This is a genomic window from uncultured Cellulomonas sp. (assembly GCF_947494015.1).
Classification (GTDB): domain Bacteria; phylum Actinomycetota; class Actinomycetes; order Actinomycetales; family Cellulomonadaceae; genus Pengzhenrongella.
In genome coordinates this window covers 230,812-247,356 of sequence record NZ_CANLTL010000006.1, presented here as the reverse complement: position 1 = coordinate 247,356, position 16,545 = coordinate 230,812, and the positions used below count along the sequence as shown (strand labels likewise).

The window sequence follows — 16,545 nt, the reverse complement described above, 5'->3', positions numbered from 1 at the left end:
CGCTCCTCGCGCGGACGGCTCAGCGGAAGCGGCGGCCCTCGTCGCGCCGGTACGCCCACACCGCCAGCGCCGCGAACAGGACGCCCCAGGCCACCAGGACCGGCAGCGACGTCGCCGGCGCCTCGCTGCCGGTCAGCGCCTGGACCAGCAGGTCGCGTCCGGCGCGGCTGGGCAGCGCCGTCGACAGCGAGTCGAGCCACCCGGGGAACGCCTCGGGCGGCATGAACAGACCACCGGCGAACGCGAGCGGGAACAGCACGACCTGCACCACCGGCAGCGCCGCCTTCGAGGAGAGCGAGTACCCGATCGCCATCCCGAGCAGCAGGAACGGCAGCGCGACGGCGGCGATGACCAGGACGCTGACGGCCAGCCGCGCCCCGGGGACGCTCGCGTCGGTGAACAGCCAGCCGATCAGGGCGAGCGGCAGCAGCCCGAGCAGCGCGAACGCGGCACCGTTGGCCACCCGGCCGGCCATCCGCGGCCCGGCGCCGGCGGGCAGCGTGCGCAGGAACGGGTCGAACGGCTGCTGCCGGTCCTCGGAGACGCCGGCGCCGTAGGTGAACAGGCAGGTGGACATCACCGCGAACATGCCGAGCTGGCCCACGGCGGCGGTCGCCGCGACCGGGTTGCTCGCGACCGACTCCTGCGGGACGACGAAGAAGAACATCGCCAACGCCGGGAACAGCATGTTGCCGATCACCGCGATCGGGACCCGGATCGTCTCCAGGAACTGGTAGCGGGCGTGCAGCAGCGCGAGCCGCAGGTTCGCCACCGGCGGCAGGGCAGCCCGGGCCGACGGCGCGGCGACCGGCTCTGCCGCTCCGGCAGGGCGGGTGTGCTGGTCGGGGGTCGTCGTCATCGGGCCATCTCCTCGGACGTGGCGGCGCCGGCCGCGGCCGGCGACTCGGCGGTCAGGGCCAGGAACGCCTCCTCGAGCGAGGCACCGCGGATCTCCAGCCCGCGGAAGTCGACGCCGCCGGTGACCAGGGTGCGCACGAGCGCGTCGGCGTCGGCGGCGAGCAGGTGGACGCGGTCACCGTCGCGCGACACGTCCCGCACGCCCGGCAGCCGGTCGAGGACGACGACGTCGGCCGCCGGCGTGGTGAGCTGGAACGTGACCCGGCGGACCTGCACCCGCGCCAGGACGGCAGCGAGCGAGTCGTCGGCGAGCACGGTGCCCCCGCCGATCACGACGACGCGCTGGGCGAGCGCCTCGATCTCCTCCAGGTAGTGGCTGGTGACCACGACCGTCGCCCCGCTCGCGTGGTACTCGCGCAGCGCCTCCCACAGCACGTGCCGGCCCTCGACGTCCAGACCGGTCGTCGGCTCGTCCAGGACGACGAGCCGGGGCCGCCCGACCACGGCGAGCGCGACCGCCAGTCGGCGCTTCTGCCCCCCGGACAGCGCGCCGGTCTGCCGGCGGGCGAGGTCGGCCAGGCCGAAGCGGCCGAGCAGCTCCGCGCGCGGCATGGGGTCGGGGTAGTGGCCCGCGATGAAGTCGACGACCTCCCCGACCGTGAGCGTCGGCGGGAGCCCCGTCTCCTGCGGCGTGGTGCCCAGGCGGACCCGGCTCGTGGCGCTGCGCGGGTCGCCACCGAACAGCCGCACGGTGCCCGAGTCCGGCTTGCGCAGGCCCGTCGCCAGGCTGAGCAGGGTCGTCTTGCCCGCGCCGTTCGGCCCCAGCAGCCCGACCAGCTCGCCCGGCTGGACGGCCAGGCTCACGTCGCGCAGCGCCACCGTCTCACCGAAGGTCCGGGTGACGTGCTCCGCCTCCAGCACCGGCCCGTCCCCGGCGGGCGCGCCGGCGGCGGCGGTGCCGGTCACGGTGCCGTTCACGGTGCCGGCGGCGCGCGGGGCGGGTCGTCCGGCGGCGGTGGCGTCGTCGCGCACCGCGGCGCGACCACGACGAGGGCTGCGGGGGGTCATCGGGACTCCTGAGGGGTCGGCGTCGTCAGCGAGGTCGGGAGCGGGCTGGGGGACCGCGCGGAGACCGGCGCGGGTGGATCGCTCGCCGGTACGGGTACGGGTGCCGGGGCGGGTGTGCGCGGGAAGGCCGCGGTCGCCTCGGCGGGCGGGGTGAGCAGCGCCCGGAGCTCGTCGAGGTAGTCGTCGAACGCCCGGCGTCCGGCCGGGGTCGCCTCGACGTGCGTCGCCGGCGTGCGGCCGACGTGGCCCTTCGTCACCGTGACGTACCCCGCGTCCTCGAGCTTGCGCAGGTGGGCCGACAGGTTCCCCGCCGTCGCGTCCAGCAGCGTCTGCAGCCGGGGGAAGGTGATGCGGTCCCCGGACGGCAGGGCGGTCAGCGTCGTCATGATCCGCAACCGAGCCTGGGTGTGGATGATCGGATCGAGCTCGCCGGGGGTCGGGGCCATCAGATGACCGCTGCCGCGCCGCCGAGGCCCGCTCCCCGCGGCGCAGCGCCCCGACGTCGGCGCAGCTCCTCGGCGACGGCACCGACCAGCATCCCGCCGCCCCCGGCGACGGCCATCACCGCGAGCATGAGCGGCCGGCCGGCGAACGACGCGATCACCGTCGCCACGAGGATCCACGCGCCGAGGACGAACTGGGTCCGGTCCCGCCAGAGCGCGGCACCGGCCATGTAGAGCACCCCGACCAGGACCGGCGGCGCGATCGTCATGACCGTCCCGAGGACCTCCGGGTCCGCACCCGCCCGGGCCAGGGCACCGCCGAGCGCGAAGATCGCGACGAAGCCGAGGGTCCACGTCCAGCCGTACATCGCCCCCTGCACGGACGAGGTGCCGTGCAGCCCGGCCGTCCGGCGCGCGACGTGGACCGCCGTGACGACCAGGGCGGTCATCAGCAGACCCGCGAACACGACCCCGGCCACGGTCGGCGACGTCACGACCAGCGGGTCGTCCCCGGCGGTCAGGTACAGCAGCCCGAACCCCAGCAGCCAGGCCAGGCCCCACGCGCCGAACAGCACGCGACCGTCGACGTCGGTCGCGGCGGCCAGCCGGGCGCGCTGCTGAACGATCAGCGCCGCGGTCGCCGCGGGGTCCGACGGTGCGTCGTCGTCGGCCGGCGCGGGCGCCGCGTCGTCGACACCCGTGCGCATCCGGTGGCCCCCGGGCACCCCGCGGCCCGCCGTCGGGCCGCCGCCGGTGGACGTGTCGGGACTGCCGGCCATCGCACGCTCCGTCCGCGCAGTCCCGGGCGAACTGCTTTGCGCTGCAAAGTAGTGTGCGTCCGTCACCAGCCGCAAGGGACCCGACCGGATCGCCGGGCGGCGACCGTCGACCTACCGTGACGCCATGACCGTCGACGCCCAGGTGCCACCCCCCGGTCCGACCGCGGTCCGCCGACGGTGGACCGTCGAGCTGTGGATCGTGCTGGGGCTGTCGCTCGGGCAGTCCGCGCTCTACTCGCTGGTGTCGATCACGGCGCGCCTGACGGCGGGCACGCCGCTCGCCGAGCAGACCGCGACCCTGAACCCGAGCCGGTCCCCACGGCCGTACCTGGACCTGACCTACCAGCTGCTGGGGATCGCCTTCGCCCTCGTCCCGGTCGCGCTCGCGCTGTACCTGCTCTCGGCGAGCGGGCGCAGCTCGCTGCGGCTGATCGGCCTGGATCGCGCCCGCCCGGTCCGCGACCTGGCGGTGGGGCTCGGGCTGGCGGCGCTGATCGGCCTGCCCGGTCTGGGCCTGTACGCGGTCGGACGCGTCCTGGGGGTCACCGTCGAGGTGCAGGCCTCGGCCCTCAACGCCGCGTGGTGGACGGTGCCCGTGCTGATCCTGTCCGCGCTGCAGAACGCCCTGCTGGAGGAGGTCATCGCGGTCGGCTACCTCATGGAGCGCCTCGCCGCGCTGCGCTGGTCGCCCGTCGCGGTCGTGGCGGCCAGTGCCGTGCTGCGCGGGTCGTACCACCTGTACCAGGGCATCGGACCGTTCGTGGGCAACGCCGTCATGGGCGTCGTCTTCGCCGAGTACTACCGCCGACGGCGCCGCGTCATGCCGCTGGTGGTGGCGCACACCGTCCTCGACGTCGTCGCCTTCGTGGGCTACGCGCTCGTGCCCGCGGAGTGGCGGACGGCGCTCGGGCTGAGCTGACCCCACCACCGGGCTCCGACCACACCCGGGCGTGCCCCCGGGGCCGTGGTGACACGGGATCGTCGACCCCCGCACCTAGACTCGCGCCCATGCCGGACCAGCTCACCGCCCCCCCGGGCGCGGAGCAGCCGCGGAGCACCCCCGCGCACGCGCACGGGGTGCAGATCGTCGACACCCCGACCGTACGCGTCCACCACCCCAGCGACCTGCTGATGCTCGTGCTGTCGGCGCTCGGCGTCGCGGTCGTCATGCTGCTGGCCGTCTACGCCCACGAGACCACCACCGGTGTCGCGGAGGACGTGCGCGGCGCGGGCAGCATCGTCCGGCAGATCTTCACCGTGCCGGTCGCCCTGCTCGAGGTGCTGGTGACCTTCATCGCGCCCACGGCCGTGCTGATCGAGCTCACCGTCCGACGGCTGGGCCGCCAGGTGCTGGACGCCACGGTCGCCGCCCTCGTCGGGCTCGTGCTCGCGGCCGCCGTCGCGGCGACGGTCACCGCCGTGGGCGACGACCTGCTCGTCGCGGCCCTCTCGGCACGCGTGCGCGGCCAGACGTCACTGACCATCCCGGCCTACCTCGTCACGGTCACCGCGCTGCTGACCGCGGCCGGCCCCCGCGCGCGCCGGCGCACCGTGGGCTGGTCCTGGAACCTGGTGTGGGTGACGCTCGGCGTCGCCCTCATCACGGGTGCGGCGTCGCTGCCCGGCACCGGTGTCGCGCTCCTGCTCGGCCGCGCCGCCGGCGCGGCCGTCCGCTACGTGTCCGGCGTCCAGTCCGAGCGCGCCTACGGTCCGGCCCTGGTCGACGGCGTGCGCCGCGCCGGCTTCGACCCCGTGCGCCTGGAGCGGGTGCGCGAACCGGAGACCGCGACCGGCCCGATCGGCACCGTCGCACCGCCCAGCGCCCTCACCGGCGCCGTCACACCGCCCGCCCCGACCGCGACCCGCGCCATCACGCGCTACTCCGACGACCGCGTGTACGACCTCACCACGACCGGCGACGGGCGGCTGACCGTCGTCGTGCTCGACGGCGACCGCCAGGTCATCGGCGCGCTGGCCCGGCTGTGGCGCTCACTGCGGCTGCGGGGCATCGAGGGCCGCTCGTTCGTGTCGCTGCGGCAGGCCGCCGAGCGGGCCGCCCTGCTCGCCTACGCCGCTCACGCCGCCGGCGTGCGCACGCCCGCCCTGCTCAGCGTCGCCGAGGCGGACGACTCCATGCTGCTCGTCCAGGAGCGCGTGGACCGCGCGGTCCCGCTGCGCGACCTGGACCCGGCCTGGCTCACCGACGACCACCTGCACGCCGTCTGGGAGCAGCTGCAGCTCGCGCACGACGCCGGCATCACCCACCGCGCCCTGACGTCCGACGTCGTCCTCGTCGAGGACCGGGGCGCCGGCCCGCTGGTGTGGATCACCCGCTGGGAGAACGGCGACGTCGCCTCCAACCAACTGTCGCGGCGGATGGACCTGACCCAGATGCTCGCCCTGCTCGCCATCCGGGTCGGGGCGGACCGGGCGCTGCAGTCGGCGGTCGACGTGCTCCCCGGCGAGGACGTCGAGGCGATCGGGCCCCTGCTGCAGACGCCCGCGCTGCCGCGCCGCACCCGCGAGGAGGTGCGTGCCCACCCCAAGGTGCTCGCCGAGCTGCGCGCCGCTCTGGTCGAGCTGCTGCCGGACGCCGACGTGCAGCCCGAGCAGCTGGTCCGGTTCGGCGCCCGCACGCTGATCACGATCCTGCTGACGGTCGTGGCGGTGTACGTCGTCCTCACGACCGTCAACGTCGAGCAGATCACCGAGGCCGTCGCGGGCAGCGACTGGCGGTGGAGCCTGGTCGCCTTCGGCCTGGGCCTGCTGACGTTCCCGGGCGCCGCGCTGGCCTTCGTCGCGTTCGCGCCCATCCGGCTGTCGGTGTGGCGGGTCACGCTCGTCCAGGCGGCGGGAGCGTTCGTCGCGCTGGCCGCGCCCGCCGGCATCGGGCCCGCCGCCCTCAACCTGCGCATGCTCAACCGGCGCGGGGTCACCGCGTCCCTGTCGGTCGCCACGGTGGCGCTGGTGCAGGTGTCGCAGTTCGTGGTCACCGTCGTGCTGCTCCTGCTGCTGTCGGTCATCTCCGGGACCAGCAACGCGCCGCGGTTCACCCCCAGCCCCACGCTGCTGCTCGTCATCGGGATCGTCGCTGCCCTGGTCGCGTCGTCCTTCCTGGTCCCGGGCGTGCGCGGCTGGGTCGCCCGCAAGACGCTGCCCACCGTGCGCCAGACCTGGCCGCGCCTGATCGCCGTCGTCGGGCACCCGTGGCGGGTGGCGCTGGCCGTGGGCGGCAACGTCGTCATGACCATGGGGTACGTGCTCGCGTTCGAGGCCTGCCTGGCGGCCTTCGGGCAGGACCTCACGCTCGTCCAGGTCGCGCTGATCTACCTCGTCGGCAACGCGGCGGGCGCCGCGGTCCCCACACCCGGCGGCATCGGCACCATCGAGATCGCCCTGACCACGGGACTGACCGCCGGTGGCCTCAACCCCGGTGTCGCGGCGTCGGTGGCGCTGCTGTTCCGCGTGCTCACCTACTGGCTGCGCATCCCGGTCGGCTGGCTGGCCATGCGCACGCTGCAGCGCTCGGGCGACCTGTGACCCGGTGCGTCCCCGGCTCGGGGTTGGCGCGCCGGTACGCACCGATGGTTGGCTGGGCCGTGCAGGCCTCCGGCAGCGCTCCCATGCAGCGACGTCGGCGCGCCGAGGGGGCACGATCCGGGACACGCGACGGCGCGGACCCAGGACTCGGGAGGGGACGCAGTGGAGGCTCAGGGCGTCATGGCCGAGCGGCACCACGTCACGAGCAGCGGCCGCGAGGACGCGCCGGCGCTGCTCTTCGTGCACGGGTTCGGGTGCGACCAGAGCGTGTGGCGGGACGTCGCCCCGCCACTGGCCCGGGACTTCCGGTGCCTCCTGTTCGACACCATGGGCGCGGGCCGCTCGGACCCGTCCGGCTGGGACCCGCAGCGCTACAGCGGCCTCGACGCGTACGCCGCCGACCTGCTCGCGATCTGCGCGGAGCTCGACCTGCGGGACGTCACGGTGGTCGCCCACAGCATCGGCGCGATGATGGCGGCCCAGGCGGCCATCCGCGAGCCCGAGCGCTTCCGCCAGCTGATCTGGCTCGCGCCGTCCCCGTACCTGCTGGACGACCCGGCCGACGACTACCACGGCGGCTTCGCCGCGGACGACCTGCCCGAGGTCCTGCGCTCGCTGGACACCAACTACCTGGCCTGGGCGGAGGCGATGGCGCCGGTCGTGATGGGCGTCCCCGAGCGGCCCGAGCTGGGCGAGCGGCTGACCGGGATGTTCTGCCGGAACGACCCGGCGATGGCGGCGGCCCTGGCGCGCACGTCGTTCACGACCGACTGCCGTCCCCTGCTGCCCCGGCTGAGCACACCCACCCTCATCCTCCAGTGCCACGAGGACGCGATGGCCCCGCTCGAGGTCGGTGACTACCTGCACCGGCACCTGCCGGCGTCGACCCTGGTCCCCCTGCGCGCCACCGGTCACTGCCCGCACCTGAGCGCACCGGCGGAGACCGTCGACGTCATCCGTCGGCACCTGGCGCCGGCCGCGTGACCGCCGGGTCGTCGCCGGACGGGCCGGACGGGCCGGACGGGCCGGACGAGCCGGACCCGGGTCGGCTGTGGTGGGTGGCGCCCAGCGCGAACCTCACCCTGGACACGCAGGGACGCGTCGTGGCCGCCAACGCGACGCTGTGCGCCTGGACCGGCCGCACACCCGCGGACCTGGCCGGCACGGCGTTCGGGTCGCTGCTGGCACCGGGCGACCGGGTGCTGTGGGCGTCGCGGTGGCTGCCCGAGCTGCTGGCCACCGGGCGGGTCGCGGAGGCGTCGGTGCAGGTGACGGGCCCGGACCGCGGTCGCCGGGCCGCGCTGCTGTCCGCGGTCCGCATCGCGGCCGACGGCGAGGACGCGCAGACGCACGTCGCCCTGGTGGAGGCGCGTCAACGGCAGCGCCACGAGGATGCGCTGGTCGCCGCCCGCCGGGCGGCGGAGGAGTCCGAGGCGCGGGTCCGCTCGGCGCAGGCCGCGCTCGAGGCGCTGGTGCACCGCGACGCGCTGACCGGCCTGCACAACCGGGCCGGCCTGCTCGACGCCCTGCACCGGCGGTTGGCGTGCGCCCCCGCGACGGCCGGCGACGCCCCCGTCCCGACGGTCCTGTCGGTGGACCTGGACGGCTTCCGGACCGTCAACGACGACCTCGGGCACGCGAGCGGTGACGAGCTGCTCCGTGAGGTGGGGACCCGGCTGGCCGCCGCGTGCCCGGCCGGCGCCGTCGTCGCCCGGTTCGCCGGCGACGAGTTCGTCGTGGTCGACGAGGTCGCACCGTCCCGGGCCGCCCGCGTCGCGGCCCACCTGCTGCGCGCCGTGACCGCCCCCTTCGTGCTCAGCGGCGTGGAGGTGGTCATCGACGCGGGCGTCGGCATCGCGCACGCCGCCGGACCGGTGCGGGCCGAGGACGTCGAGCACGCCGCGCAGCAGCTGCTGCGGCGGGCCGACCTGGCGATGGACCAGGCCAAGGCTCGCGGCACCGGGCAGTGGGTGGTGCACGATGCGGGCAGCCCCGATCCCGTGGCCGACCGGATGGCGCTGCTGGAGCAGCTGCGTGCCGCGGTCCGCGACGGTGACCTGCGCGTGCACTACCAGCCGCGGGTCGACCTCGTGAGCGGGTCGGTGCGCGGGGTGGAGGCGCTGGTGCGGTGGCAGCACCGGACGCGGGGACTGCTGCAGCCGGGCGACTTCATCGATGCCGCCGAGCAGTCCGGCATCATCCGCGACCTCGGCGCGTGGGTGCTCGGGGAGGCGGTGAGCCAGGCCCTGCGGTGGCAGACGACCGGTGGCCCGCCGGACCTGCAGGTCGCCGTCAACGTCTCCGCGCGCCAGCTCGCCGACGTCGACCTCGCCGAACGAGTGGCGGGCGTCCTGCAGAGCACGGGTCTGGCCGCGTCCCACCTGGTCCTGGAGATCACCGAGACGGCGCTGATGCGACGCCCGGACGTCGCGGTCGGCACCCTGCGCCGGCTCAAGGAGCTGGGGGTGCTCATCGCGATCGACGACTTCGGGACCGGGTACTCCAGCCTCACGTACCTCAAGCAGTTCCCGGTCGACGAGCTCAAGATCGACCGGTCCTTCGTCTCGGGGCTGACGACCGACCCCGCCGACCGGGCGATCGTCGAGACCTGCGTGCAGATGGCCCACACCCTGGGGCTCGTCGCCGTCGCCGAGGGGGTCGAGACGGACGGCCAGCGCGACGCGCTCCGCGAGCTGGGGTGCGACCAGGCGCAGGGCTACGGGCTGGGCCGGCCGGTGCCCGCGGACGTGCTCGGCCGGCGCCTGCTGGCCACGGCCGGGCCTGGCCCGGCTACCGGTCCGCAGACGTGAGCACCAGGTCGCAGCCGGTGACCCGCTCGCCGTCCACGGCCAGCTCGAGCCGCAGCGAGGACGCGCCGGCCGGGGGCACGGGCGTGAAGCGCCAGGCCGACTCCCACGCGGTCCCGGTCCCGGCCGCGCGTCCGGTGCGCGCGGTGTAGGTGGTCCCGACGTCGTCGACCAGGTGCGCCTGGACGCGCGCGAGCAGGTTGCCCGGCATCGCGGGCGCGGGGCCGGCGGCGTCGGCCCCGTGCTCCTCCACGCGCTCGGTCCAGGCGCCCATCGCGGTCTGCCAGTCCTGGTCCATCCGCTCGGTCGCCTCGCCGGGCACACCGTCCCAGCGGATCTGAAGGCCGTCCGGCAGCACGTCCACGCCGCGCAGGACGACGTGGACGCCGGCAACCGTGGCGATGGGGAAGTCGGTCGGCACGCGCAGGCTCACCATGGGCCCACGGTAGGGGTCCGCGCACCGGGGCGTCGCCTCCCCGCCCGGCGCCGCGGACGGCGCCCGGCGGCCCGGCCACCCATCCACGCCCCTGGGCGGCTCCGAACTCCCCTCGACGGTCCCGCTGACGCGGGACGACCACCCCGCCCCGGACCTCCGGCGGCGGACTGACGAGGAGGATGCCATGACCAGCACCACGCGCACCCGGATGGCCACTGTCGGGTTCCTGGCCGTCGCGACGCTCGGGCTGTCGGCCTGCGGCTCGGACGCCGAGGAGATGAACGCCGCGGACACCGCCGCGGAGGCACCGGCCATGACGCCGGAGCCCGAGGCGACCGAGGACATGGGCGACGACATGGCCGACGAGGACATGACCGCCGAGCCCGCCACCACCCTGGTCGGCCCCGGCTGCGCGGCCTACGCCGAGGCCGTCCCCGACGGCCCCGGGTCGGTCGCCGGCATGGCGCAGGACCCGGTCGCCGTCGCGGCGTCCAACAACCCGATGCTCACCACGCTGGTCTCCGCCGTCTCCGGTGAGCTGAACCCGGACGTGAACCTGGTCGACACCCTCAACGGCGACGAGTTCACCGTCTTCGCCCCGGTCGACGAGGCGTTCGCCGCGATCGACCCGGCGACGATCGAGACCCTCAAGACCGACGCCGACATGCTGTCCAGCATCCTCACGTACCACGTCGTGCCGGGGCAGCTGTCCCCCGACATGGTCGTCGGCGAGCAGACCACGGTCCAGGGCGGGACGGTCGAGGTCACCGGTGAGGGCGACACCCTGATGGTCAACGGCGCCCACGTCGTGTGCGGTGGCGTGCAGACCGCCAACGCCACCGTCTACCTCATCGACGGGGTGCTGATGCCGACGATGTGACGTCGGACCGCGCACAGCCGCGAGGCCCCCGCTCCGGGTTCGGAGCGGGGGCCTCGTCGTCCGTGGTGCGCCGCGTCGGGACGGCACAGGTCGAGGCCCGGCCTCCTGGTGTGAGCGGCCGTGCTCGGGCTCGGGGCGGCTCAGGCCTGAGCCGGCTGGAGGACCACGACCGGCTCGGTGGTCGGCTGCTCGGACCCGCCGGCCGGCTCCACCGTCACGGCGAGGCCGTCGCCGGACCGGTAGTCCTCGGAGATCACCTCGACGCGCCCGCCGTCGTCGGGAACGACACCCTGCGAGAGCGCCTCGCCGTCGCGCAGCACCCAGAGCTGGTACTCGCGCCCCTCGGCGGGCTCGGCGAGCCCGGTCGCGGTGAACAGCGCGCGCTCGTCGGACAGCACGCCCACCGCGGTGCCGCCGCCGGCCACCTGCGAGCGGACGACCACCGAGCCGGGGTCGGCGAGCAGGTCCGTGACCGCCTGGGCGCGCGCCTCGACGCGCTGCGTCTGCTGCGCCTGCTGCACCGCGAGCGCGCTGGGGATGGCGGCCGCGGCCAGCGCGGTCGCGGCGACCGCGAGCCAGGTGGTGGTCCGGCCCGGTCGGCGTGCGGGGCCGGCCGGGGCACGGTCCGCGTGCCGCGTCGACCGACCCGTCACGACGCGGCCCGCGTCGGCCGGTCCCGGCCCGACGACCCCGGCCGCGGCCGCGGCCTGCGGGGTCCGCGCGATCGCCCCCAGGACGTCGCCGCGCAGCGCCGGCGGCGGTGGGGTGCTCCGCGCGGCGCCCAGCAGGGCCGCCGTGGCACGCAGCTCGGCGAGCTCCTGCGCCGCCCGGGCGTCCCGGGCCACGAGGCGCTCGACGGTGCGGCGCTCGACGTCGTCGACGGCGTCCAGCGCGTACGCGGCGATCAGGTCGTGCACGTCAGTGCCGTCGGTGCCGTGGGTGCCGGCCGTGTCGTCGGCGCTCATGCCACCATCACCCCGAGGCAGTCGCGCAGGCGCAGCAGGCCGTCCCGGATGCGGGACTTGACGGTGGCCAGCGGCGCGGCGAGCTCATCGGCGACCTCGCGGTAGGTCCGCCCGCCGTAGTACGCCAGGACGACGGCCTCGTGCTGGGTCGGCGTGAGCCCGTCGAGGCAGTGCCGCACGCGCTCGCGGTCCAGGGCGTCCTCGACCTCCTCGGCCACCACGTCGAACGGGCGCTCGCCCTGCTCGTCGAGGGCGCGCTGGTCGCGGTTGCGCTGGGACTGCACCGAGCGGACCCGGTCCACGGCCCGCCGGTGCGCGAGCGTCAGCGCCCAGGTGCGCGCCGACCCCCGCTCGGCCTCGAACCGCGCCGCCGTCCGCCACAGCTCGACCATGACCTCCTGGGTCACCTCGGCCGCGTGGTCGCGGTCGCGCAGCACCGACAGGCACGTGCCGAACACCGCGGGCGACAGCGCGTCGTACACCTGCGCGAACGCGTGCTGGTCACCCTCGGCAGCGCGGGCCAGCAGCACGTCGGTGGTCGGCGGCGCGCCATCGGCGGGCGCGTCCAGGGCGCCGTCGCGCGATGTGCTCACCGGCGACAGTCTGCCGCAGCCCGACGGCGTGCGGGACCGCACGGCGTCCGGCACGGCGGGCAGGAGCAGGGTCATGGGGGGCTCGGGGGGTCGATGGGGCGGGTCGAGCGTGGTTCGGACCGCCGCACGGCACGGACGGGTCCGGGAGAGGGTGAGATGCGCGGGCCGTCAACCGCCGGACGACGTCATCGCGCCAGCACGAGCAGCATCGTGTCCGAGCCGCCGGTGCGCCCCACCACGCCGAACCCGTGCCGCTCGTACAGGGCCCGTGCCCGGTCGTTGCCGTCCTCGACGCTCAGGCTCACCGCACGGGTGCCCGACGCGCGGGCGCGGTCGAGCAGCGCCGCGAGCAGCGCGCCGCCCAGGCCGGCTCCCCGCCGACCTGCACGCACCGCCATGCTGAGCTCGGGGACGTCGTCGGCCACGTAGCCGTAGCCGGGCCTGTCCCGGGTGGTGGTGCGCAACCAGGCCGCGCCCAGCGCCGGCTGGTCCACGGAGCCCGCGGCACCGTCGACCGCGACCACCCCGAGGTCCCTCGGACGCATCCAGCCGTCGAGGTACCGGCGGGCGTGCGGGTCGGCCAGCATCGCCGCGTGGCCCATGCGCTGCTGCCCGGTCCAGTTGTAGGCCTCGAGCAGCAGCTCGGCGAGCAGGTCCGCATCGGACGGGACGGCGTCACGCAGGTGCACCGGTTCACCGAGGGCGTGCGGACCCGCGTCCGGCGCCGCGTCCGGTGCACGGCAGGCCCGACCGGCGGATCGCCGACCGGCGGGTCCGTCGGACCGGCGGTCCGTGGTCGGTGCACCCGGTCGCGGGCGCGGCACCCGGGTGCGAGCATCGACGCGCGCGGCCCGGCGCCGATCCGCCCGGGCGGCACCCCAAGGTCTTCAGGAGGATCCGGCATGAGTCGACGCAGCACCGGCAGGGTCGTGGTGGTCCTCGGAGCATCGAGCGGCATCGGACGGGCCACCGCCGTCACGCTCGCCCGGCGGGGCGACACGCTCGTCCTGGCGTCGCGCTCCGCGGACGCGCTGGCCGACGTCGAGCGCGAGTGCCGGGCCGCCGCGCAGGGCCGGTCGGCCGGCCGGTCAGGCCGCCGCTCGACGGGCCCGACGGGCGACGCCGCACGCCGCGTGTCCGTGGTCCCCACGGACGTCAGCCTGCGCTCCTCGGTCGAGCACCTCTTCCGGGTCACCCTCGAGCGGCACGGGCGGATCGACGCCGTGGTCCACTCGCCCGCGGTCGTCGCGTACGGCACCTTCGAGCAGGTCCCCGCGGAGGTCTACGACCAGGTCGTGACGACCAACCTGCTCGGTGCGGCCAACGTCGCCCGGCTCGCGCTGCAGACCTTCAAGGACGCCGGCGGAGGACACCTGGTCCTGGTGGGCTCGCTGCTCGGCAAGATCGCGACGCCGTTCATGAGCTCGTACGTGACGAGCAAGTGGGGGCTGCACGGGCTGGCCCGCACGCTCCAGGCCGAGGTGCGCTACGTCCGCGGCGTCCACGTCTCGCTGGTCACCCCGGGCGGGGTGGACACGCCGATCTACGCCCAGGCGGCCAGCTACGCGCGCCGCGAGGGGCGCCCGCCGATCCCGGTCGACCCGCCGGAGAAGCTCGCCCGCGCGATCGTCCGGGTGCTCGACCACCCGCGCCGCGAGACGTCGGTCGGCCTGGCCAACCACGTGTGGACGGCCGGGTTCAGGTTCATGCCGGCGGTGTACGACGTGCTCGTCGCCCCGGCCATGTCCCGCGCCGGTCTGTCGATGACGCCGTCCCCGCAGGACCACACCGGCAACGTGTTCGCGCCGGTGCCGGCGGGTGAGGCCACGCACGGCAAGTGGGGACGGCACTGGATGCGCGGGGTCGCCGTCGGCGGGGCGGGCGTGGCTGCGCTGGCCGCCGTGGTGGCAGGCGCCGCGCTGCGCTCGTCCACCGAGGACGCCGGCCGGTCGTAGCAGCGACCACCTCGACGTCATCCGGCCGGGCCTCGTGCCACCCCGGACGCGCCACGCCGTCCCTCGCGCCAGATCTGCAGCTCGGCGGCGAGGCCGGCCAGCGCCAGGGTCCCGAAGACCACCAGGTCCGTCATAGCTTCGAAGACTACAGTCACGGGCCGTCCGGACACCGCCCCGCTGCACCACGTCCGGGTGAGGTGCCGGAGCGCGACGGGCCCCGACCCCGGCCCGGCCGCGGTGGGACGCGCCGGGGCCTTCAGGTCGCGGTTCCCCGCAGTGCGGCGATCGGCTCGATCCGCGCCGCCTTGACCGCGGGGTAGGTGCCCGCGGCGAGCCCGATCACGCCGCCGAGCAGCGCGGAGCCGACGACGGCGGCCTCGTCGAGGATCGGCGTCCACTCCTTGGCGAGCGACACCGCCACGACCACCAGGACGCCGATCGCCGCGCCGACCAGCCCGCCGAGCAGGCCGATCACCACCGACTCCACGAGGAACTGCTGGGCCACGTCGCGCGTCGTGGCACCCAGCGCGCGCCGCAGGCCGATCTCGCCGACCCGCTCGCGGACGGACAGCAGCGTCACGTTGGCGATACCCAGCCCCCCGACCAGCAGCGCGACCGCCCCGAGGGCCAGGAAGATGGCGTTGATGTCGGCCTGCACGTCCCGCCGGACCGCCGACGGGGGCGGCGGGACCTGCACGTCGACCGCCTCCGGCGTCGCGGGGTCCAGCGCGATCGGGGCCTGCTCGCCCACCACCGCACCGGCGCCGACGGCGATCGTCACCTGCGCCTGCTCGAGCCCGGCCAGGGCGAAGTCCGCGCGCGCCGTCCCGACCGGGAGCAGCACCGAGTCGAGCAGGTCGGAGCGGCGCTGGACGTCGCCGAGGATGCCGATCACGGTGTACGGCCGCTCCCCGATGAAGATGGACGGCTGCCGGTCGACCCGGAAGACGCCGAGCCGCTGCGCCGCGCGCACCCCGAGGACCACCACGCGGTCCGCGCGGGCGTCGTGCCCGGCGTCGAAGGAGCGACCGGTCGCGATGGTGCCGCGAACGGCGTCGAGGAGGCCCGGGGTGGTGGCCAGCACCGGCGGTGGCGTGAGCGCCGGCGCGGACGGGTCGTTGACCGGCACGGCGGAGACGGTCGCGGCGCCGATGTCCACGGTGCTGACCGCGCCGACCTGCTCGACGCCGGCCAGCCGGTCGAGGCGGTCCTCGACGTCCCAGGGGATGCGTCCGACGGTCCGCTGCGAGTCTCCGCTCCTCGCGGTCGCCGGCTCGACGACGACCTGGGTGGCCGCGACGGCGTCGAACTGACGGGCGACCTGGCCCGCCGCCGTCTGCGCCAGACCGACCGTGACCACCAGCGAGCCGATCCCCAGCACCGTGCCGACGATGGTGAGCAGCAGCCGCGCCGGGCGGGACCCGATGCCGTGCGCCGCCTCCGCGAGCAGGTCGCGCAGCCCGAACCGGTCCAGCGGCGCGCCACGAGGGACGACGACGCCGGGTCGGGCCCGGCGTCCGGCACGTGCGGGCAGCACCGTCACACCTCCTGCAGGACGCCGTCGGTGATCCGCACGCAGCGCGGCGCGCGCGCCGACACCGTCGCGTCGTGCGTGATCACGACGAGGGTGAGGCCCTGTGCGTGCAGCTCGTCGAACAGGTCCAGGACGCCGCCGGACGTCACCGAGTCCAGGTTGCCGGTCGGCTCGTCGGCCAGCAGCACGTGCGGCGACGCGATGACGGCGCGCGCGACGGCGACCCGCTGGCGCTCCCCGCCGGACAGGACCGGTGGCAGGAAGTCGAGCCGGTGGCTCATGCCGACGCGCTCCAGCGCCGCGTGCGCACGGTCGCGCCGCTCGGTGCGCGGCACGCCGCTGTACAGGGTCGCCAGCAGCACGTTGTCCAGCACGGTCCGGTGCGGCAGCAGGTGGAACGACTGGAACACGAAGCCGATCCGCCCGCCGCGCAGCGCCGACCGGTCCCGCTCGGTCAGCTCGCGGGTGGCGAGCCCGTCGAGCAGGTACTCACCCGAGGTGGGGCGGTCGAGCAGCCCGAGCAGGTGCAGCAGGGTCGACTTGCCCGACCCGGACGGCCCGACGACGGAGACGTACTCACCGGGTCGGACCACCAGGTCCGCGTGCCGCAGCGCCTGGACCGGCGGGTCCCCCGGGAAGCTGCGCGCCACGCCGCGCAGCTCGATGACCGGTACCGGTGGTGCGCAG

At 75.7% G+C, this 16,545-nt stretch carries 16 protein-coding genes; 6 read left to right on the top strand and 10 right to left on the bottom strand.

The annotated features are described in order from the left end of the window. Positions 1-19: 19 nt before the first annotated feature. Genes Q0840_RS09260 through Q0840_RS09245 form a run of 4 tightly spaced genes read right to left on the bottom strand, consistent with a single transcriptional unit; the run spans position 20 to position 3,148 of the window. Complete coding sequence (locus tag Q0840_RS09260) at positions 20-859, bottom strand: ABC transporter permease (RefSeq protein WP_298459030.1); 840 nt, start codon at positions 857-859, stop codon at positions 20-22. Beyond that, the gene (locus Q0840_RS09255; protein ID WP_298459029.1) at positions 856-1,926 is read right to left on the bottom strand and encodes an ABC transporter ATP-binding protein; all 1,071 of its coding nucleotides are present in this window, start codon (positions 1,924-1,926) and stop codon (positions 856-858) included. Before Q0840_RS09255 ends, Q0840_RS09260 begins: the two co-directional genes overlap by 4 nt. After that, a complete protein-coding gene (locus Q0840_RS09250) occupies positions 1,923-2,372 on the bottom strand; it encodes a winged helix-turn-helix domain-containing protein (RefSeq protein ID WP_367183096.1) in 450 nt (149 codons plus the stop codon). Before Q0840_RS09250 ends, Q0840_RS09255 begins: the two co-directional genes overlap by 4 nt. Next, on the bottom strand, positions 2,372-3,148 hold the full coding sequence (locus Q0840_RS09245) for a hypothetical protein (protein ID WP_298459028.1): 777 nt from the start codon (positions 3,146-3,148) through the stop codon (positions 2,372-2,374). Before Q0840_RS09245 ends, Q0840_RS09250 begins: the two co-directional genes overlap by 1 nt. A gap of 124 nt (positions 3,149-3,272) precedes the next feature. On the opposite strand from Q0840_RS09245, the gene Q0840_RS09240 reads away from it, so the two are divergent. From Q0840_RS09240 to Q0840_RS09225, 4 genes are all read left to right on the top strand, one after another. Further along, the gene (locus tag Q0840_RS09240) at positions 3,273-4,067 is read left to right on the top strand and encodes a CPBP family intramembrane glutamic endopeptidase (protein ID WP_298459027.1); all 795 of its coding nucleotides are present in this window, start codon (positions 3,273-3,275) and stop codon (positions 4,065-4,067) included. An 89-nt stretch (positions 4,068-4,156) separates the two neighbouring features. Next, the gene (locus Q0840_RS09235; RefSeq protein WP_298459026.1) at positions 4,157-6,688 is read left to right on the top strand and encodes a lysylphosphatidylglycerol synthase transmembrane domain-containing protein; all 2,532 of its coding nucleotides are present in this window, start codon (positions 4,157-4,159) and stop codon (positions 6,686-6,688) included. Between the two features lie 162 nt (positions 6,689-6,850). After that, positions 6,851-7,672 carry an alpha/beta fold hydrolase gene (locus Q0840_RS09230; protein ID WP_298459024.1) on the top strand — a complete coding sequence of 274 codons (822 nt, stop codon included), beginning with the start codon at positions 6,851-6,853 and terminating at the stop codon, positions 7,670-7,672. Beyond that, the gene (locus Q0840_RS09225) at positions 7,669-9,498 is read left to right on the top strand and encodes a bifunctional diguanylate cyclase/phosphodiesterase (RefSeq protein ID WP_298459023.1); all 1,830 of its coding nucleotides are present in this window, start codon (positions 7,669-7,671) and stop codon (positions 9,496-9,498) included. Before Q0840_RS09230 ends, Q0840_RS09225 begins: the two co-directional genes overlap by 4 nt. Here the strand turns inward: Q0840_RS09225 and Q0840_RS09220 are convergent. Beyond that, positions 9,479-9,931 carry a hypothetical protein gene (locus Q0840_RS09220; RefSeq protein WP_298459021.1) on the bottom strand — a complete coding sequence of 151 codons (453 nt, stop codon included), beginning with the start codon at positions 9,929-9,931 and terminating at the stop codon, positions 9,479-9,481. The genes Q0840_RS09225 and Q0840_RS09220 overlap by 20 nt on opposite strands. A 184-nt stretch (positions 9,932-10,115) precedes the next feature. Here Q0840_RS09220 and Q0840_RS09215 point away from each other — a divergent pair, with 184 nt between their 5' ends. Then, positions 10,116-10,811 carry a fasciclin domain-containing protein gene (locus Q0840_RS09215; protein WP_298459019.1) on the top strand — a complete coding sequence of 232 codons (696 nt, stop codon included), beginning with the start codon at positions 10,116-10,118 and terminating at the stop codon, positions 10,809-10,811. Positions 10,812-10,951: 140 nt separating this feature from the next. Here the strand turns inward: Q0840_RS09215 and Q0840_RS09210 are convergent, their stop codons facing one another. The 3 genes from Q0840_RS09210 to Q0840_RS09200 all read right to left on the bottom strand — a co-directional run bounded on the left by Q0840_RS09210 (position 10,952) and on the right by Q0840_RS09200 (position 13,058). Continuing rightward, positions 10,952-11,776 (bottom strand): anti-sigma factor, encoded by an 825-nt coding sequence (locus tag Q0840_RS09210; protein WP_298459017.1) that lies wholly within the window; start codon positions 11,774-11,776, stop codon positions 10,952-10,954. Then, entirely contained in the window at positions 11,773-12,369 is a 597-nt protein-coding gene (gene sigK, locus Q0840_RS09205; RefSeq protein ID WP_298459015.1) for an ECF RNA polymerase sigma factor SigK, read from the bottom strand. The genes Q0840_RS09210 and sigK overlap by 4 nt, the downstream gene beginning before the upstream one ends. Before the next feature lie 185 nt (positions 12,370-12,554). Further along, the gene (locus Q0840_RS09200; protein WP_298459013.1) at positions 12,555-13,058 is read right to left on the bottom strand and encodes a GNAT family N-acetyltransferase; all 504 of its coding nucleotides are present in this window, start codon (positions 13,056-13,058) and stop codon (positions 12,555-12,557) included. A 213-nt stretch (positions 13,059-13,271) separates the two neighbouring features. On the opposite strand from Q0840_RS09200, the gene Q0840_RS09195 reads away from it, so the two are divergent. Beyond that, entirely contained in the window at positions 13,272-14,324 is a 1,053-nt protein-coding gene (locus tag Q0840_RS09195) for an SDR family oxidoreductase (RefSeq protein WP_298459011.1), read from the top strand. Positions 14,325-14,580: 256 nt separating this feature from the next. Here the strand turns inward: Q0840_RS09195 and Q0840_RS09190 are convergent, their stop codons facing one another. Together Q0840_RS09190 and Q0840_RS09185 are read right to left on the bottom strand one after the other, a co-directional pair. Beyond that, positions 14,581-15,861, bottom strand: coding sequence for an ABC transporter permease (locus tag Q0840_RS09190; RefSeq protein WP_367183094.1), 1,281 nt, complete (start codon positions 15,859-15,861; stop codon positions 14,581-14,583). Between the two features lie 2 nt (positions 15,862-15,863). Then, positions 15,864-16,523 (bottom strand): ABC transporter ATP-binding protein, encoded by a 660-nt coding sequence (locus tag Q0840_RS09185; protein ID WP_298459090.1) that lies wholly within the window; start codon positions 16,521-16,523, stop codon positions 15,864-15,866. Between the last annotated feature and the right edge of the window lie 22 nt (positions 16,524-16,545).